The sequence below is a fragment of the Pseudoalteromonas sp. QJM3NY_12 genome (genome assembly GCF_056173165.1).
In genome coordinates, this window is sequence record NZ_CM149661.1 from 2,955,696 (window position 1) to 2,975,861 (window position 20,166).

The 20,166-nt window shown below is 41.5% G+C and carries 16 protein-coding genes; 8 read left to right on the forward strand and 8 right to left on the reverse strand.

Annotated elements, in window-relative coordinates; translation table 11 throughout:
- The first annotated feature begins 64 nt into the window (after positions 1–64).
- From dusB to AC0VZ5_RS13850, 7 genes are all read left to right on the forward strand, one after another.
- Positions 65–1,036, forward strand: coding sequence for a tRNA dihydrouridine synthase DusB (dusB, locus tag AC0VZ5_RS13820; RefSeq protein WP_010391792.1), 972 nt, complete (start codon positions 65–67; stop codon positions 1,034–1,036).
- A gap of 19 nt (positions 1,037–1,055) precedes the next feature.
- Entirely contained in the window at positions 1,056–1,346 is a 291-nt protein-coding gene (gene fis / locus AC0VZ5_RS13825) for a DNA-binding transcriptional regulator Fis (RefSeq protein WP_002957804.1), read from the forward strand.
- 235 nt (positions 1,347–1,581) lie between these two features.
- Complete coding sequence (gene purH, locus AC0VZ5_RS13830; protein WP_475473300.1) at positions 1,582–3,168, forward strand: bifunctional phosphoribosylaminoimidazolecarboxamide formyltransferase/IMP cyclohydrolase; 1,587 nt, start codon at positions 1,582–1,584, stop codon at positions 3,166–3,168.
- Between the two features lie 109 nt (positions 3,169–3,277).
- Complete coding sequence (locus AC0VZ5_RS13835) at positions 3,278–4,096, forward strand: class I SAM-dependent methyltransferase (protein ID WP_475473302.1); 819 nt, start codon at positions 3,278–3,280, stop codon at positions 4,094–4,096.
- A 14-nt stretch (positions 4,097–4,110) separates the two neighbouring features.
- Positions 4,111–5,394: a phosphoribosylamine--glycine ligase gene (purD, locus tag AC0VZ5_RS13840; RefSeq protein ID WP_475473304.1), complete on the forward strand. Its 1,284-nt coding sequence runs from the start codon at positions 4,111–4,113 to the stop codon at positions 5,392–5,394.
- A gap of 93 nt (positions 5,395–5,487) precedes the next feature.
- The gene (locus tag AC0VZ5_RS13845; RefSeq protein ID WP_464711046.1) at positions 5,488–8,028 is read left to right on the forward strand and encodes an EAL domain-containing protein; all 2,541 of its coding nucleotides are present in this window, start codon (positions 5,488–5,490) and stop codon (positions 8,026–8,028) included.
- A 21-nt stretch (positions 8,029–8,049) separates the two neighbouring features.
- Positions 8,050–8,865 (forward strand): DUF2797 domain-containing protein, encoded by an 816-nt coding sequence (locus tag AC0VZ5_RS13850; RefSeq protein ID WP_464711044.1) that lies wholly within the window; start codon positions 8,050–8,052, stop codon positions 8,863–8,865.
- Here AC0VZ5_RS13850 and AC0VZ5_RS13855 read toward each other — a convergent pair.
- Entirely contained in the window at positions 8,838–11,366 is a 2,529-nt protein-coding gene (locus AC0VZ5_RS13855; RefSeq protein WP_475473307.1) for an EAL domain-containing protein, read from the reverse strand. The genes AC0VZ5_RS13850 and AC0VZ5_RS13855 overlap by 28 nt on opposite strands.
- 76 nt (positions 11,367–11,442) lie before the next feature.
- Between AC0VZ5_RS13855 and AC0VZ5_RS13860 the strand changes: the two genes are divergently transcribed.
- A complete protein-coding gene (locus tag AC0VZ5_RS13860) occupies positions 11,443–11,742 on the forward strand; it encodes a DUF4144 family protein (RefSeq protein ID WP_109874077.1) in 300 nt (99 codons plus the stop codon).
- Here the strand turns inward: AC0VZ5_RS13860 and AC0VZ5_RS13865 are convergent.
- The 7 genes from AC0VZ5_RS13865 to AC0VZ5_RS13895 all read right to left on the reverse strand — a co-directional run bounded on the left by AC0VZ5_RS13865 (position 11,722) and on the right by AC0VZ5_RS13895 (position 19,872).
- The gene (locus AC0VZ5_RS13865; RefSeq protein WP_138594725.1) at positions 11,722–12,645 is read right to left on the reverse strand and encodes a histone deacetylase family protein; all 924 of its coding nucleotides are present in this window, start codon (positions 12,643–12,645) and stop codon (positions 11,722–11,724) included. The genes AC0VZ5_RS13860 and AC0VZ5_RS13865 overlap by 21 nt on opposite strands.
- Positions 12,646–12,748: 103 nt before the next feature.
- Positions 12,749–14,290, reverse strand: coding sequence for a serine hydrolase (locus AC0VZ5_RS13870; protein ID WP_475473310.1), 1,542 nt, complete (start codon positions 14,288–14,290; stop codon positions 12,749–12,751).
- 27 nt (positions 14,291–14,317) lie between these two features.
- Positions 14,318–14,812 carry a gamma-glutamylcyclotransferase family protein gene (locus AC0VZ5_RS13875; protein WP_010391767.1) on the reverse strand — a complete coding sequence of 165 codons (495 nt, stop codon included), beginning with the start codon at positions 14,810–14,812 and terminating at the stop codon, positions 14,318–14,320.
- 18 nt (positions 14,813–14,830) lie between these two features.
- Positions 14,831–15,457 (reverse strand): LysE family translocator, encoded by a 627-nt coding sequence (locus tag AC0VZ5_RS13880; protein WP_138571290.1) that lies wholly within the window; start codon positions 15,455–15,457, stop codon positions 14,831–14,833.
- Positions 15,458–15,459: 2 nt separating this feature from the next.
- Entirely contained in the window at positions 15,460–16,242 is a 783-nt protein-coding gene (locus AC0VZ5_RS13885; RefSeq protein ID WP_475473313.1) for a hypothetical protein, read from the reverse strand.
- A gap of 3 nt (positions 16,243–16,245) precedes the next feature.
- Entirely contained in the window at positions 16,246–16,716 is a 471-nt protein-coding gene (locus AC0VZ5_RS13890; RefSeq protein ID WP_041708852.1) for a CreA family protein, read from the reverse strand.
- A 135-nt stretch (positions 16,717–16,851) separates the two neighbouring features.
- Complete coding sequence (locus AC0VZ5_RS13895; protein ID WP_475473315.1) at positions 16,852–19,872, reverse strand: TonB-dependent receptor domain-containing protein; 3,021 nt, start codon at positions 19,870–19,872, stop codon at positions 16,852–16,854.
- Positions 19,873–20,166 lie beyond the last annotated feature (294 nt).

The window sequence follows — 20,166 nt, forward strand, 5'->3', positions numbered from 1 at the left end:
CCTTTGATTTTTGCGCAAAAAGCCGTAAACTTAGCGCCCCTTGAAAAGAGGCCTATTGAATATCGTGCGTATCGGTTCATACCAACTTGAGAATAATGTCATTGTCGCGCCTATGGCGGGCATAACAGACAGACCATTTAGACAGCTATGTCGTCGTTTAGGCGCTGGCCTTGCTGTGTCTGAAATGCTGTCGTCTAATCCGAAGGTTTGGAAAACCGAAAAGTCGATGAACCGAATGGATCATTCTGGTGAGTCGGGTATACGTGCGGTGCAAATTGCAGGAGCAGACCCTGAGCTTATGGCACAGGCCGCACAATTCAATGTTGCAAACGGTGCACAGATCATAGATATCAATATGGGGTGCCCAGCAAAAAAAGTGAACAAGAAACTTGCAGGCTCAGCCTTATTACAGTTTCCAGAACTCGTGGAAGAGATTATTGATGCCGTCGTTAATGCGGTTGATATACCTGTAACACTTAAAATCCGTACAGGATGGGATCAGGACAACCGTAATGGTGTAGAGATTGCAAGAATAGCTGAACGTTATGGCATTGCATCACTGGCTGTACATGGGCGCACGCGCGCATGTATGTATAAAGGTGATGCTGAGTACGCCACAATTAGGGATATAAAACGTTCAGTGTCGATACCTGTGGTTGCTAATGGTGATATTACATCACCTGAAAAAGCAAAGCAGGTTTTGGACTATACGGGTGCAGATGCCATCATGATTGGTCGAGCCGCCCAAGGTCGCCCTTGGATATTTAGGGAGATAGACCACTATTTGCGAACTGGTGAACATATGCAGCCACCTGCTATTGCAGAGGTGCGCAGTATTTTAATGGAGCATTTAACCAACCTCCATATGTTTTACGGTGAGCCAATGGGAGCACGAATCGCTCGCAAACATGTATCTTGGTATTTGCAAACCCATGACAGTGACGGTCAGTTTAGGCGAGTATTTAATGCGCTCGACAATTCCGAGGAACAGGTCGTCGCATTAGAGCAATACTTTAAAACACTAGCAGCTAACTAAGAAAGAAAGAGACTTTATAATGTTCGAACAAAACGTGACTTCTCCATTTATCACAAACCCTCATGTTCAGTCACACGAGAAACCGCAGCCATTGCGTGATGCAGTAAAAAAAGCTGTTCACCACTACTTAAAACAGCTTAACGGTCAAGATGTGCAAGACGTTTACGACCTTGTTCTTTCTGAGCTAGAAGCGCCATTGCTTGAAGAAGTAATGACTTACACACGTGGCAACCAGACTCGTGCGGCAATTTTACTAGGTATCAACCGTGGTACTTTACGTAAAAAGCTAAAAAAATACGGTATGAACTAATACCTAAGGTATTGATGCCGTAATTGCTTTACCGCGCTTGCTGATTCAATACACTGAGTGTTTTATAAAACACTCTTAAAAAAGCACCTTAGGGTGCTTTTTTTATCTGTAAAATTTATTAACGAAATTGCAAAATGCTCACGCTTTATGGGTCGTTATAAGTCGTTTTTTGAGTCGGAATCAGTTAAAATACGCGCTTCTAAGCTAGCTCATTAACTGAGGAAATCAAACTACAATGGATACACATCGTCCTATACGTCGCGCACTTTTGAGTGTGTCAGACAAAACCGGTATTGTTGAATTTGCCCGTGCACTAGAAGCACAAGGTGTTGAAATACTTTCAACTGGCGGCACTTGTAAACTACTTGCTGATAATGCGATTAAAGTTACCGAAGTATCAGATCACACCGGACACCCTGAGATCATGGATGGTCGCGTAAAAACCCTACACCCAAAAATTCATGGCGGTATTCTTGCTCGTCGTGGCCAAGATGAAGGCGTAATGGCAGATAACAACATTTCTGCTATCGACATCGTTGTAGTTAACTTATACCCCTTTGCGAATACTGTCGCTCAAGAAAACTGCAGCCTTGAAGATGCTATAGAAAACATCGATATTGGCGGCCCAACCATGGTGCGTGCAGCAGCTAAAAATCACAAAGATGTGACGATTGTTGTTAACGCAAGCGACTATGACCGTATTATTAGCGAAATGCAAAATAACAACGGCTCAACGACCTACAAAACCCGCTTTGATCTAGCTATTGCCGCTTATGAGCATACAGCGCAATACGATGGTATGATTGCTAACTACTTCGGTAAAATGGTTCCTGATTACACAGAAGAAGCCGCTGAAGATACTAAGTTCCCACGTACTATTAATATGCAATTCACTAAAAAGCAAGATATGCGTTACGGTGAAAATTCGCATCAAGATGCCGCGTTTTATGTTGAAAACGACATCACTGAAGCGTCTGTGGCGACAGCGACTCAGCTACAAGGTAAAGCATTATCGTTTAACAATATTGCCGATACCGATGCCGCACTTGAGTGTGTTAAAGAATTTGATGTACCTGCGTGTGTTATTGTAAAACATGCTAATCCATGTGGTGTTTCAATTGGCGACAATATCTTAGAAGCGTACGATCGCGCTTTTAAAACAGATCCAACGTCAGCGTTTGGCGGCATCATTGCTTTTAACCAAGAGCTTGATGCCAACACCGCACAAGCGATTGTTGAACGTCAATTTGTTGAAGTTATTATTGCGCCAAGCGTGAGTGCGGAAGCCGCTCAAATAGTATCAGCTAAACAAAACGTGCGTTTATTAGAGTGTGGTGAGTTCTCTGCTAAAGGCACAGGCCATGACATTAAACGCGTTAATGGCGGCGTTCTAATTCAAGACCGTGATTTAGGTATGGTAACGCAAGGCGACTTAACGGTTGTCTCTAAGCGCCAGCCTTCTGAGCAAGAACTTAAAGACTTACTGTTCTGCTGGAAAGTGGCTAAATTTGTTAAATCAAACGCCATTGTTTATGCCCGCGACGGTATGACTATTGGTGTTGGTGCAGGCCAAATGAGCCGCGTTTACTCAGCTAAAATTGCCGGTATTAAAGCCGCTGATGAAAACCTTGAAGTAAAAGGCTCGGTAATGGCATCAGATGCATTTTTCCCATTCCGTGATGGCATTGATGCTGCAGCTGCAGCAGGTATTACCGCGGTTATTCAACCGGGTGGTTCCATGCGCGATGAAGAAGTAATTGCCGCCGCTGATGAAGCCGGTATGGCAATGGTGTTTACAGGTATGCGCCATTTCCGCCATTAATCGCTTAAAGAGCTAACTACTTCAGTTAGCTCTTTTTGTTTGCATCAAATTCACGTATTCTGCTTATTCTATAACCATGACTAACAATTATAATGTGAAGGATTAGACGATGAAATTTGCACTAAAATCTCTACTGGTTGCCACACTGTCATTAAGTTCAACAATGGCGTTAGCACACAACCATGGCCACGACTCAGCATTAACAAATGCAGTTAAAGCAAGTGAGCGTAGCAGTGAACGCGACCAATACCGCAATCCTGTAGAAACCCTCGAATTTTTTGGCTTTAAACCAACAATGACTGTGGTAGAAATTGCGCCTGGCGGTGGTTGGTATAGTGAAATTTTAGCGCCAGCACTAAAAGAGCAAGGCACCTATTATGCCGCGCATTTTCCTGCTGATTCATCGGTTGGTTATTACCAACGTTCTCTTGCTGGCTTTAAAGCTAAAATCGCTGAAGATGCCCGCTTTAGTGACGTTAAACTTACTGAGTTTGCTCCTTCTACTCATTTAGATATTGCCCCTGCAAGTAGCGCCGATATGGTACTGACCTTTCGTAATGTCCATAACTGGTACATGAGTAAAGATAAAGACGCAGCAAGCAATGCATTTAAGTCTTTTTATACAGCACTTAAGCCTGGCGGCACTTTAGGCGTAGTTGAACATCGCCTACCCGAAGAGCAAGCCGATGAAATGCAAAAGTCATCAGGTTATATGAAGCAGAGTGTGGTTATTGCACTTGCTGAACAAGCAGGTTTTGAACTTGAAGCAAAAAGCGATATTAATGCAAACCCTCTTGATACAGCCGATCACCCTAAAGGGGTATGGACCCTTCCACCGAGCCTTAGACTTGGCGAGCAAGATGCCGCTAAATATAAAGCCATAGGTGAAAGCGACCGTATGACGCTGAAATTTAAAAAACCGCTTTAAATAGGATATTCGCCATGAATGTATTAGTCATTGGCAGCGGCGGCCGCGAACACGCACTTGCGTTTAAGGCCGCTCAAAATACAAAAGTAAACACTGTTTATGTTGCTCCAGGTAATGCGGGCACAGCCCTTGAGCCAAAACTTGAGAACGTAGCAATTAACGTTGAAGATCTTGATGGGCTACTTAGCTTTGCACAACAAAATAATGTTGAGCTAACCATTGTTGGTCCAGAAGTGCCGCTAGTATTAGGTGTTGTTGATAAGTTTCGTGAACACGGCTTAGCTATTTTTGGTCCAACCGCCGGTGCAGCCCAGCTTGAAGGGTCTAAATCGTTCACTAAAGACTTTTTAGCACGTCATGCTATCCCAACTGCTGATTACCAAACGTTTGAACAAATCGACCCTGCGCTTGCCTATTTAAAAGAGAAAGGCGCACCGATTGTTATAAAAGCTGATGGTTTAGCGGCCGGTAAAGGCGTGATTGTAGCCATGAACGAGCACGAGGCTGAAGAAGCCATTCGCGATATGCTTGCGGGTAATGCCTTTGGTGAAGCTGGCAGCCGCGTTGTCATCGAAGAGTTTTTAGAAGGTGAAGAAGCGTCGTTTATCGTAATGGTTGATGGTGAAAACGTACTGCCATTTGCAACTAGCCAAGATCATAAACGTGCTTACAATGGCGATGCTGGCCCAAATACTGGCGGTATGGGCGCTTATTCTCCGGCACCGGTAGTGACTGATGAAATTCATCAACGCATTATGAATGAAGTGATTTACCCTACGGTAGAAGGTATGGCTAGCGAAGGCCACCCGTACACTGGCTTTTTATATGCAGGCTTAATGATAGATGACACCGGCACACCAAAAGTAATTGAATATAACTGTCGTTTTGGCGACCCTGAAACACAACCTATGATGCTACGTTTGCAATCAGATTTAGTTGAGCTGATTGAAGCTGCTAACCGTGTAGAGCTTGATAAAACTACCATTGAGTTTGATTCACGCGCTGCTGTAGGTGTTGTTTTAGCTGCCAAAGGCTACCCAGATAGCTACCCGAAAGGCGATGCGATTAGTGGCCTGAAAGTAACTTACCCTGAAGGCGAAAAAGTTTTTCACGCAGGGACTAAGCAAGATGGCGATAACGTAGTAACTGCCGGTGGTAGAGTATTATGTGCAACGGCACTAGGTAATACCGTTACACAAGCGCAACAACGTGCCTATAAACTGGTTGATGAAATCAACTGGAACGGCATGGAATACCGTACAGATATAGCCTATCGTGCAATTGCTCGTGAAAAATAATTATTGAGTTTTACTCATTAAACTTTATAAGCGCAGATTATCTGCGCTTTTTACTGCTACACTATAAAAAAACAATCAGGGCACAGGTTAATATTGGAATTTAAAACCTTGCGCTATCATGCGATAGCGGTCGTAATACTAATTTTTATCTTTTTTATTATCAGCACATTGGCAACAAACTTTGTGATGCCATCTCGCTATACCATAGATAAAATAACTCCTGTTTACCTCGATCATGCATATTACATAGACAAGAGTAAAACACAAAACTTCGCAGAAGTAATGAGTAATAAAGCGCAATTTACAGAGCAAGAATTTAACGATATTCCTTGGAGTTTTCAACAGCAAAATTATTGGTTACGCCTTGATTTAGAAAACAAAAGCAGCAAAGAAGAAGATGTGGTGGCGCACTTTGATAATCCTATGGTGGATCACCTCACTATATATAGGCTCAATAGTAATAACCAGCTACTCGAAACTTATAAGCTTGGTGATAAAGAGCCGCGCCTTACTTTATTTAAGTACAGCGTTCCCCATATCCGTTTTAAGCTTGATGGCCAATCTAAACAACAATTAGTCATAAAAATAGATACCGTGGGGATTAGTAAAACCCCAATTCACTTATATCGCCATACTGTATTTGTTGACTTAGTGCGCTCTCAAACAGGCATTTGGGGTATTTTTGCTGGCGTACTACTAATGGCTTCGCTGTACAACTTATTGCTCTATTTTGGTATTAAAGAGCGTGTTTACTTGGTTTATATTGGCTACATTATTAGCGCTATTGCATTAATGGGAACCGTGCTCGGATTTGGTTTTTACTTATGGCCGCTTGAATGGCAATTATTTATTCACGAAAAAGTCATTGTGGTCAACTACACCATGGCGATTTTTACCCTCGCCTTTTGTACACTATTTTTGCGTTATCACAAAGACGGCTGCTGGCGTTATAAACTAAGCATCGGCTTATTAAGGCTGATGCTAGTTCTCGGTATATTGAGCTTTTTCATTCCCGAAAACATAGCTGCGCCGATATTTTTTGTAATTCTAGGATCGCAATATATTGTCTGCTTCATTTTAATTTATAACAAATTAAGAAGTGGTTTTCGTTGGGCTAAGTTTTACGTATTTTCGTGGGTACCACTGATCATTGGCGCAGCTATCCAACCTCTAGAGCTCACAGGTGTTATTTCCTATAGTTTTTCAATACGCCATGCATTTTTAGTTGCCATTTTGTGTGAAATTGTCCTAATGGCAATGGCACTTGCTGATCGGATTCGTTACCAGCGTGAGCAAGTTCTTTATCATGCAACACATACCCAACAAACCAAGCTACTCAATAGCGCCAAGCTAAAATATGCCTTTATGGCACTCAAGGCGCAGCAGCGCTCTACCACTTTATGTTTGGTGAAAATACGTCATTTTAACTCGCTAAATACCATTATTACCTCTTCGCAAGGATATGAGCTAATTAAGCATGTTGCTCACGAGCTTGAATGCAAATTAAGCTTTGAACGAGAGTTTTTTCATCTCAACAATGGTATTAATCAGCCAGCTAAAATTGCTGATTTGGGCAGTGGCGTATTTGCCTGCATTTCTACTAAAAAACAGAGTCAGCACACGCTCGAAGAATTACTCAAACAGATCTTAAATAAGTTACCAAAAACATATCAAATTAAAGGTCTAGACTTACAACTTAATTACAGTGTTGGCATTAGTGGTTACGGTAAACGTGATGATTTTGAGTTTTGGTTAAAACGAGGCTATTTAGCATTACACGACGCTAAACATAACCTAAGCAAAGTAAGCTCATCACTTGCGCATGACAACCTTACCATGGACGTTGCTCTTGCAGCCAAGCTACAGCAAGCGATAAGAGAGGATCAACTTGCACTTTATTATCAACCACAAGTGAGCTTAGAGGAGTGCAGTATACACGGCGCGGAAGCCCTACTACGCTGGCCAGATGCTGACTTTAAAAATATTTCGATAGAAAAGCTAATTATACTCGCCGAACACACTGGTATTATTAATGAATTAACAATTTGGGTTATTGAACAAGCCTGTAAAGACATTGCAAAGCTGGCATCCGATGACATAAGCAATCATAGTATTAGTATTAATTTAAGTGCAAAAAATCTAGCCATTACTAATTTGACTGAAAAAGTAGAGAATATTTTAATTAAATATCAAGTTGCCCCTCACTTATTAAAGTTTGAACTGACTGAATCTGCTTTTGTCGAAAACCAAGATGCATTAGTCACCTTGGTTGAGGAGCTTGCCACCTTGGGCGTTAAAGTGGTACTCGACGACTTTGGTACGGGTTATTCATCGCTTAGCTACTTAGTTAACTATCACTTTAGCGAACTTAAAGTAGATAAGTCGTTTGTGTTTGATTTAACTGATAACCGTGCGCATCAGGTTATTGTGCAAACAGCCATAGATATGGCACATAATCTGGGCCTAACTATCACGATTGAGGGCGTAGAGACTCAAGAGGTTCATCAACTACTTACAACGATGAACGCCGACCGTACTCAAGGCTACTTGTATGCCAAGGCACTCTCTTATGATAATTATTTAGACTTCTTAAAAAGCCAATACAGCCTAAAAATGTTAAGCTCCCCTTTTTAACATCTTTGGGGCCAAGAAAAGATGCAAGGTACACTGCGTAAATTAAAGTCGAGCTTAACAGAGCCAGTTCAATATCACCTACCTGTAGGTGAGCAGCTGGTTGATTTAAATGCCTTAATAGGCAAACAGCTAACCCTTACTTTTAGTGGCACAATTTTGTGCTCTAACTGTGGTAAAAAAACCAAAAAGAGTTACTCTCAAGGGCACTGCTTTGTGTGTATGCGCAAACTTGCCAGTTGCGATATGTGTATCATGAAACCTGAAACCTGCCATTACGACCAAGGCACCTGTCGCGAGCCAGAGTGGGGCGAAGAAAATTGCATGATCCCGCATTATGTTTACCTAGCAAATACCTCAGGATTAAAAGTAGGTATTACTCGCCATACACAAATTCCTACCCGTTGGATTGACCAAGGGGCAACCCAAGCCTTACCTATTTTTAAAGTGCAGACTCGTTTGCAATCGGGCTTAGTTGAAGTAGCGCTGGCACAGTTTATTGCTGATAAAACCAATTGGCGTAATATGCTTAAAGGACAAAACGACGCGCTTGATTTAAAAGCAGCAGCCGCTGAACTTATTCCACAAATAAGCGAAAAGCTCACAGAGCTGAGTGAGCTGTTTGGCGCAACCGCCATTGAACAACTTGATGAAGACGTAGTAAACCTTGATTTTCCAGTTAGTGAATACCCAACTAAAATTAGCTCATTTAACTTTGATAAAAACCCTATTGTTAGCGGTATTTTACAAGGTATAAAAGGTCAGTACTTAATTTTTGATAGCGGTGTGATTAATATTCGAAAATTCACCTCTTATGAAGTGAGCGTAGACTCAGAATAACCTTTTGCTGCTTGGTTATAAAATGCTATCCATTGCTGTCGTGTTAATGGATAGCAATAATGGTAACCCTGAATAATATTGCAGCCTATTGTTGCTAAGTGTGTCTCTTGCGAGGCATGCTCAACTCCCTCAGCAACCACATCTAACCCTAAACTTGTCGCCATGGCTATAATAGCCGCTACAATTTGGCTATTGCCGTATTCATCGGGAATTTTAGCAATAAAACTGGCATCAATTTTTAACGTGTTAAAGGGCAGTTTGGTTAAATAGCTTAATGCCGAATACCCCGTGCCAAAATCATCAAGCGCAATATGTACACCTAATGTTTTAAGCTGTTGTAACTGTTCTTTTGCCTGTGAAAAAGAACCTATAAAGCTACTTTCGGTCAGCTCTATTTCAAGTAAACTCCCAGGTAATTGATAGCGAGTAAGCATGGCCTTAATGTTATCAGCTAACTTACCTTGGCTTAGGTGACAAGCAGATACATTAATCGCTAAACGTCCGGGGATCATTCCTTGTGCTTGCCAAAGAGTTAACTCCTTACCGGCTTGGTTAATAACCCATAAATCGAGACGCACAACTAAACCTAACTCTTCAGCAAGCGGAATAAACTGCGCTGGCGAAATAGTGCCTAAATCAGGGTCTTGCCAACGCAGTAGTGCTTCAGCCCCCATAATCGCACCTGTTTTTAAACACTGTTTAGGCTGAAAATAAAGCTCAAACTCATCATTTTCAAGCGCATGTTGAAAGCGGCTCATCATCGCTAAGCGCTCAAGGGAGCGGGCATTCATTGAGGGTTGAAACAACTGAAACGAATTACGCCCCACATCTTTTGAGCGATACATGGCAATATCAGCATGCTTTAATAATGTTTCACTGTCTAAGCCATCATCTGGATAAACCGCTGCACCTATAGAGGCGGTAACACCCACTTCAAATCCTTCCAATTTAAAGGGGGTATTTAAGTGATTTAAAATACCCTCTGCAAGTCTGATAACAGCTGCTACGCTTTCAACCTCACACAAAACAATAAACTCATCTCCCCCTAATCGTGCCAGTGTATCCCCCTCATTAAGGGTGTTAATAATGCGCTCAGAGACTAATTTTAATAAGGTATCACCGGCGTTATGGCCCAAGCTGTCATTTACCTCTTTAAAACGGTCAAGGTCAATAAACATTACCGCTAGCATTTGTTTATCTCTGTGAGCAGAGGCCAGTGCCATAGAGAGCCTATCGTTAAATAAGCGCCGATTAGGTAAACCGGTTAGTTCATCAAAATATGCTAGCTGCACTACTTTTTCTTCTGCACTCTTTCGCTCTGTTATGTCACTAAAAATAGCGGCATAAGTAACATCACTATGACTTGGCTCTTTTATTTCTATAATACTGAGCCACTCAATATAAATATCGCCAGATTTTTTACGGTTATGAATTTCCCCCTGCCATACGCCTGTTTTAGTCAGTGAATCCCACATTTTTATATAAAAGTTTTTATCATGACGTCCTGAACTCAACATATTAGGCCGCTTTCCTATCACCTCATATTCTTTGTAGCCGGTTAAATGAGTAAATGCAGGATTTACTTGCATAATCACCCCATTCGAGTCGGTGATCATGATGCCATCTAGGGAGGAGTCGATAATTTTATTGGCTAAAAATAAATTACGCTGTGAGTGCTGCAGTGCAATATCACGCTGCTGAAGTACCTTTTCAAGCTCACAACAATAAGCGGTTTCAATTTCATTAATTAAGTTTTCAAGTGATAATACGCCGTTAATTTGATTATTTTCGCTCACCACTAAATGCCGAATGCTACTTTCAGACATCAACCTGTAAGCATCAAAAAGGCTGTCTTGTGGGCTTATTTTATAAAGAGGACGGCTCGCCAAATCCCAACAAATAAGGTGGTTATGCTGCTCGGTGATCAGTTTGAGTAAATCTCGCTGGGTAATAATGCCATGGATGTTTTCATCTTCATTAAAGACTAAAATCACTTTTTCAGCGTATTCGCGCATTAAGTTAACCGCGTCATTAATTGCTAATGAGCTGGGGACTACCCTAATATTTTTATTATATTGCTCGTTTATCGGTCTAAATTGCAGGTAATGCTCTAATCCTTGATTACTCACAATATCAGTAATACTGATCACCCCGCTTGGGTTATCATTCGCATCGGTTACCAGTAAGTGTCTTACGCCATGCTTATTAAACACCATGGCGGTATCGGTTAATAATTGCTGGCTGGGTACACTCAATATCGGGCTCGACATTACCTTTTCAATCATTACTTGTCTAAGTGTCTGATCAGAAAAGTTAAGCGTTAAGCAATCAGTTTCAGTCCACACCCCCACTATTTGCTGCTGATGTTTAACAAAAATAGCGCTAACATTGTGCACACGCATTAGTTTCACCGCTTCAATTAAAGGGGTATCCTTGGTACAGGCGATCACCTTATTGGTAAAAACATCGCATACTTTTTGATAGCGGCTAGTGTGGGGCATTGCTTTTACTTCCAAAATTAAACCAATGCACGATTATAAATTATTCAGTAAATGACAATTTGATTTAGGACAATATATGAGCATCAGTTACCCATTAATTATTATTTATAATAATGAGATTGAGCTATTAGAGCATGCAGATGAGTTACATGATTTTATTTATACTATGGACGTTAATGAGCAGAAAAACGTGGTTATTTTAGATAAGGTAAGTGGCTATCAAGGTTTAAATGGCGATGCGCATAATGCACTCAGTGCAATACAATTAGCGCAATTGGTAAAGGAATATTTAGCAAAAGAAGGACAATGTTGCCTCAGTAAAATAGAGCAGCTTACTCCTGATCAGGCATTTAGGTTACTCGCCGAAATCAACTAAGGCTTTAACGTGTGCAATCGCGCTGCGCCCGAGGGCAGACAGTGAGTATCCTCCCTCTAGGTAAGAGATAATTCCTAAGCAATCATTTTGTTGGCTAAATTGCGCTAATTGCTCAGTAAGCCATATATAATCACTTTCAACAAACTTTAAACTGGCCATATCATCTTCAAGGTGCGCATCAAATCCTGCGCTTATAAAAAGTAGCTCAGGCTTAAATTCAGTTAATTTGGGTAGCCACTGCTGCTCATAAAGCGCTTTTAAATCAGTACCATCACTAGCAATAGGCAAAGGTGAATTTACCAACGTGGCGTTATTTTTAATGGCGGTATTTGGATAAAATGGATATTGAAATAACGAGCACAGCAACACATTTTCATCATCCATAAAAATATCTTGCGTGCCATTGCCATGGTGTACGTCAAAATCGATAATGGCAATGCGTTTCACCCCTTTGCTTTGTGCATATTTAACCGCAATCGCAAGGTTGTTAAACACACAAAAACCAGAAGAGCTATCTCGGTTAGCGTGATGCCCTGGCGGGCGCACTGAGCAAAATGCAGCATCCAATTTACCCTCTAAAACCTCATCAACAGCGAGTAACCCTGCACCTACTGCACGCTCAATTGCTTTCAATGAATCGGGGCATAACCAGGTATCGCCGTCCAAATCGCTAAGCCCTTCGGTTGGGATCATACTTTCTACATGCTTGATGTGTTGTTCACTATGCGCCAATAAATAGTGCTCACGCGAGGCCTTAGGTGCTTGTTTCTGCTCGATAGCGACATCCAGCCCACTTGCAAGTAGACGGTCGTTTATCGCATCCAAACGCTCAGGGCACTCTGGATGATCGTCAATCATTTTATGTTTACGGCAGTGGGGGTGAGAAATAATCGCAGTGCGCATAGCTAACTCCAAAAATAAGTTGCTTAACGAGTATAACAAAGCCACCTGAGGGTGGCTTTGCGACTTTGGTTGATACTAAACGACTATTTAACCAAGGTTCTGGTTATTTAGCTTTTAAGTCAAGATTTCTAAAATCAAAGCTAAAATCGGTCACCTGCGTTGAAACTGCCTTCATTTTCGCCGATTCTACACGGTTATCTGCACTCATAGAAAAACGAATAAAGGCATCTGCCTCTAATAGCTTTTCATCCCATTTAACAATAAAGGTATTACCTGTGTAATGCTCCAACTCACCTTTGAGGCGCTTTGTATGGGTAAAATCAATGCGTAACTTACCATCTAACTCTTCAATTATTACATCGCCATACCAATCATCATTTAATGTACCGGTGTAGTTTATATTAGGCAATTGCGGTTGAATATCTGTTGGCGCTTTTGGAGCGGCGTTAGCATAGGCTTTTTCTTTACCTGCAAAGTGCTTTTTAGCTAAATCTTCAACCCAGTCTTTATCTTCAAGCTCTAGTACATCTTCAAGTACTTCATGAGTCACCGCCGATAATGCAGAAAACGCTTGTTGGTTGCTTAATATCACAATTCCCACATTTTTCTCTGGCAAAAGAGTAACCTGCGAGACCATACCTAAAATGCCACCACCATGTGCCAGCTTCTTAAGGCCGTGGTAATCCTCTATACTCCAGCCTAATCCATAACCTCTAAATTGCTGATGGTACGCTTCATAGGCACTTTTAGATGCCAGTGAGGTAATATGTGGGTGCCACATTTGTGCTTGTTGTTTTTCACTAAATAGCTGTTCGCCATTAGGCATTTTGCCACCAGCAAGTTGAGTACGAAGCCATTGGCTCATATCATTTACGCTTGATGCAATGGCTCCTGCCCCTCTAAAATCTTCAAGGTAATTAACAAAAAAGGGATGCAATTTACCGTCCATTGGGATGTGCCCAATTGCCCAGTTTTTGTTATTTTTAGCGATACGCGAAAAGCCAGCGCGTGAGTTGCTCATATTTAGCGGCTGTAAAATATTTTTTTCAATGTAGTCGTTCCAGCTCATCCCCGATATACGGGCAACAACTTCACCAGCGGTAACAAACATTAGATTGTTGTAAGCATATTGGCTACGAAAACTGCTCGCAGGTTTTAAATATTTCAGCCCCGATAAAATATCGGCTACCGATTTATCAGTACTTGGCCAAATCATTAAATCGCCTTGACCAAGCCCTAACCCACTGCGATGGCTTAGCAAATCGCGAATTCGCATTTCACGGGTAACGTATGGGTCATGCAATCTAAATTCGGGTAGGTGATCAATTACGCGATCATCCCAGCTTAATTTGCCTTCATCCACCAGCTTAGCCAGTGCTGCACTGGTAAATGCCTTGGTATTTGAAGCAATGCCAAATAAAGTGTCTTTATTCACCTTGCTATTAGTATTGAGGTTGGCAACACCAAAGCCTTTAGCAAATACTACTTTGTCATTTTCAACAATAGCAACGGCCATTCCGGGTACATCAAAACGCGTCATTGAAGCGTTGAGCACCTCTGAAATTTTATCGGTATCAACCGCTGCAGAGCTCGTGAACGTCCAGCCAACCAATAATGCGGCTGTGGCTAATTTTGTTAGTTTCATAGTGTTACCTTAGGTTATTATTTTTGTTTAATCTTGATGAACCGCAAATTCTATGTCGGCGCGCGCTTTATTCGTATCTTGCTTACTAGGATAAGCTAAAATACGTTGACTATAATGCTCTGGCACACCGGCCTCAAGCGCACCACGATATACATGCTGCACGTACCAGTCATAAGGTAGCAGTGTGTCGTCATGTGTGTTTGCTATGTAGCAGTGCACATTAATGTCATCGTCATCTAAAAGGCTCACGGTTAAATCAACACAGTCGTAATTAGGGCCTTCAATTTTATCTAAGATCTCTTTTTCGGCCTCATTAAGCTGATACACCACCCCATATACAACTGCATCGGGTTCGTTGGTGGGCACAATAGTGCATTTACCTGAACCATCAGCAAAGGCCATATTAAAGGTTAACTTATAGCCTTTTAAAAGCGCCGTACCCACACGTTTTGCGTTAGGTAAACGTGCCAATAAACGATTAGATGACATATTGGAGCCAAACGAAAAATTATATAACGCCATACTATTCCTTAGGGTCTATCAAATAACAACTCGCACAGCCAGTGCGATTAAAATAATGCCAATGCCACGATCGAACCAATAGCCACTTTGTTGAAAAAAGTTTCGCACCCGTGCTTTTGATAACAATAGCGACAAAATAGAAAACCAAGCCCAGGTAGCAAGCGCCATATAAACACCATACCCCACTTGCACTATTACTGGTGTTGTAGGGCTAATCACCAAGGTAAACAAAGACATAAAAAATAGCGTAGCCTTAGGGTTTAATGCATTGGTAAAAAAACCACGGCGAAACGCAAGCCATGGTGACTCAGGTACAAGGATGGGTTTTGCAGTCTGTTCTGATGAGGTGTTTGAAGGTTTAGCAGCGCGTAGCGCCTGCACACCTAAATACGCTAAATAAGCACCAGCTATATATTTAAGTGCCATAAACAGCGAAGGCGATTGAGTTAACACCAACGCGACTCCCAACACACAATAAGCTATGTGTAATAAAATAGCTGCGCCTACACCTGCACTGGTCCACAGCGCATTATGCCTGCCGTACTGTACACTTTGCTTAAGTACCACAGCAAAGTCCGGCCCTGGGCTGGCCACTGCAAAAAAGTGAGCAATGGCAATTAATAAAAACTCATCAATATAGATCATAATTAACTGGCTTGCTCTGGCGAAAAAGCCAACAACAATGGGTTAGCCGACTGATTAACCAACGCTTTTATTTCTTTTTGCGCTTTTTTAAATTGGCCTCTTAAATGCGGTTTTAAATGTTTTTTAGAGTGTTTATCTTGCTTAAAGTAGCTTACTAAAGCATGCATAAATACAGTATGGGTTTCACTGAGCGTGGCTTCGCGATTGGCATATGGGTTGTAACATGAGCCACAACCCCCCTTAAACTGGTACACGGTATTGCTCATCATCACCCCAAAACCTAAAAAGCACGCTAAAGCATCCGTTGCTTGAGGTAAGAACTCTTTACCACCTGGAGGTAATACGCCTACATGATGAATTAAAATAGTAGCAAGAGTACCTGCAAAGCTAGCTACTAAATCTTGTGGCTGATTGATTTGGTTGGGGTTAAACGACACATTAATTGTATGGCTTGGTGGCACCATTAAATGGCAGTGCTCACCACGTAGATGCTCACTAAATTCAAAATGTGGAAACACCTGAGGTTGTAATTGTTGCGGTGCAACAAGTGTTATAGGCCACTCATCCATACCAGCATAGTGTTTAACACGCGCAAACACTTTACTGGCCATTTCTTCAATGCTTGAAACAGAATCAGGAAAAAACTCGACCGTTGGCAAAATAATTTGGCTGTGCTTAGTAAAAAAATTCAGGTCAAAGTTTTCTGCTGCCCAAATAAAGGTATCAGCTAGCCACTGTTGTTCTTGTTCTGCCAATAAGGGCTTTGATTTAAATAGGGTTAACATAAACTATTCTTGCCCCTTCGCCCATTGCCATGCTTGTGTATTGTATAAAGGCACCGTAGAAAGCGCGTGATGATGACTGCCCGTAGATTCTTTCGTTGAGTACGATAAATACAATAACGTATGGGTTTTAGCATCATAAATGCGACGAACTTTTAACGACTTAAACAAAATACTCTTAGATGATTTAAACACGACTTCACCCGACTTACTACGGTCAATAGACTGTAATTGGTCTGCGGTAATTGGCCCTGTTTGGCGACAAGCAATCGACATATCTGATGGGTCTGAAAAGTCTAAATTAGCCTCAATGTGACTAATATGACAAGTAACCCCTGTAACAAGCGGGTCTTGCTGTGAGTTAACCACCACATCTTTAGTGGTAAACAGCCCTAAACTCACTGAAGCAACATCATCAGAACACCCTGTAAGCCCTGCTAAACACGCAATTAGACTACCCATTTTGAGATACTTCATAGCAAGTCCTTCGTTCATATTAAAATTAAGTTATGCCTTATACTAAACGCTTTCACTGCGATAAAACAAATTTTATAAGCAATAAAAAAGCACGCCCGAAGGAGTGCCTTTGCAAACAAATACAGCTAAAAATTATTAAAAGCTATATTGTGCACCTAGATAAACATAGCGGCCTGCACCGCCGCCGTAACGGCTATAGAAGTTCCCTCGACCACTTGGGTAAAATGCCCCTTTGTCGTCAAATACATTATTAATCCCGCCAAATACACGTAAGTCACTCTTATCAGTCAATGCCATAGTGTAAGACGCTGATAAACTATGCTTTAAAAATGAGCCGTAGTTTTGGTATGCCAGTGGCTCAGGGTTAGCAATACAACCGGCATCGCCCTCAGCACAGCGCTCATCATTTGCAGCAACATACTCAAGGTAGTCTTTCTCATCTTCTTGGCTTGCTTTAAATGCGCCTACGTAATTCGTACGCCAGCGGATACGTAAGTCATCCATTTTCCATACAATCGACATAGCTGCTTTATCTTTTGAACGGCCATAACCTGCATACTGTGAAGTAACACTGTTACCATCTAACCCTTCATAGGTTTGTGAGTTTTCAATAATGTGATTGTAATCAAGCTTAAATGACAGGTTACCATAGCTGCCTATGTCATATTTGTAAGTTGCAACTACATCGTAACCGCGCGCTGTTAACTCATCTAAGTTATATTCACGCTGTAGTATTTTTACAATGTTACCTTCGTCGTTACGGGTAATATCGTTACAGTATTCGTTATCACTACCCCATGACGCTTCTGAGTCATAACATTCACGCATGATGTTTTCGTTACTTATTTCATCAATTGCATCAACAATGGCAATGTCGTAGTAATCCACCGCTAAGTTAAAGCCATCTAAAAACTCAGGTGAAACAGTAATACCAAAGGTATAGGTATCCGCAGTTTCTTCTTTTAGGTTAGGATTACCTGTATTTGGCGAGTAGTTATTATCTTCACTTTCAAATTCAAAGTTAGGATCATCAGCCAGCTTTTGTGCCAAGGTTGGCTCTAAACGGCAGTTATCATGCCCTGGGTTTGTTGATGTTGCAGTTAAGCCATCACAAATATCATCAAATGAATCAAAATCGCCGCGAGGGGGCGATAATAGCTCTGTAATAGTTGGGGCACGCTGTGCACGCGCATAGTTAGCACGTAGCATGTATCCATCAATTGGCTGCCACAATAATCCTAACTTATAACTGGCTACGGTGCTGATATTATCAATACTGTAATTTGCTAATCGTAGCGACGTTTCTGCCGACAAACTTTTAGCAAATGGCGCATCTTTTAGCAGTGGCACTGCAAGCTCTGCAAACGCCTCATACACTTCTACTTCACCATAAAAAGAAGGCACAACGTTAAACGTGATACCTCCCGCTTTCATATCATCACTGGTATCTAGGCTTTGCGAGTCTTTACGATACTCTGCACCAAATACTGCAGACACATTGCCTGCTGGTAATTCATATAAATCACCGGTGATATAACCCATTACCGTATACTGTTGAATCTCAGTATCAATAATTGGATTTGTACGGATCCAGTCAGCCATTTCAGGGGTAATAGACCCTTCACCAAATAAATTAAGCGGGACACATCCTTGCGCTCGCGCTTCGGCGTCTTTACACTGAATAGTGCCATCGGCTAATTTTTCAGCTTGCAGAGCTTGGTTGACACGTACCGTGTTTAGCTCGTTACTGCGGATTTGATGCTGTTTAAATTGACCATATCCGGCAGAAATATCCCAATCCCATGTATCATCAAACATCATACCTTGCAGGCCAGCCCAGGTACGAATAGTCGTACGGTCGTTATCGGTGCTGATATTACCTACTTCACCAAAACGACGATCCCAATAAATACGGTCTTTGTATGGGTTACTGTCAATAATTTCTTGTGGCACATATGGGTTATCAATAGGAATATAACCTGGCGCAATATCATCGATAGGATCCCCTGTCACTGGGTCGTAGCGAGGTACGTAAGCCCCTTCGTATTCATCTTCTGGTGACTTATCGTTGAACGAGCCACTCTTACTGTATTGAATTTGGAAATAACTCATGATGTCGTCTGTTACATCATAATCTACTTTTATTGCGGTCGAAAAGTTATCACTAGGTACATCAAGCATAACGTACTGCTGTGAGTTGATACCGTATATCTCTTCATTGCCTTTCCAATCATCACGTAGCGTTTGACCGTCGTACCAAAACTGAGTGTCGTTTCGGCTGCTTTCTAAAAATACACCGCCTAAAGTGCCATCGCTTTTGCTTGCCCAATCAGCTTGTGTAATACCGCTCATACACTGATAACCATCAGCAGTGTACATTTGATTACACATCAGCTCATCATCGTAACTATGCGCCGCTTCTATTTGCGCTCGGTCGCGATCGTAAAAGGTCATACCAAAATCACGATCCCAGTTTGAGCTAACAAATACATAACCACGATCATCAGCGAATGACGTTCCGTAGTTTAAATCAAGCGTAAACTCGCGACCGCCACCATCTGTTGTTTCACCGCCTCGGGCTTGAAATTCAAAACCTTCTTTTTTTGACTGGGTAATAATATTAACTACACCAGCAACCGCATCAGCACCATAAGTGGCCGACGCACCACCACTAATAATTTCAACACGTTCTACCATGCCACTAGGAATAGTATTTAAACTGACATAATTACCACCGTAACTATTAGAGACAACACGGCGGCCATCAATCAATGTCAGCGTTCTATTAGCGCCTAAGTCACGAAGCTGGACTGTTGATAAACCAGTTCCCGAAATGCTTGATTGGCTGGTTGTGTTGCCAATACTTTGGCTCAGTGCAGGCATATTATCGATTAATACATCTGAAAGATTGCCTAAGCCTGTATCCTGAATTGATGCTCTGTCCATGGTAACCAGCGGAGTCGTAACTGAAAAGCTATCACGCTTTAAACGCGAGCCTGTTACTGTTATTTTCTCTGGTACTTCTTGTACCACTTCTTCGCTTGCCTTAGCAGTTGATTGACGAGCAATAGCCTCGTCATTTGCTATTGCTTGCCCAGATAAGCTTGCTGTTATAGCCAATGCTAAAGCGCATTTTTTGGTTGATATTTTACTCACAGACTTCCCTCATTTTTTATTATCCCATTAGTAGCTTTTTTATTAACTTTTTAGTTATTAAATCTGTTTTGTACTAATTGGTTTGTTTTACTGATAACAGGTTGTAAGTAATCGTGAATAAAAGCACAATGAGGGGTGTCTCGTTTATATCCCTATTTTACATCTATTTAATATCTATTTATTTATAATCATGGACTTATATTTATTGTGTTAGAATGTTGTAAAATTGAATATTAACTAATTATCGTGTTACTTTGCATTAAACAACACGTACAAACATCGCTAATAACTCAT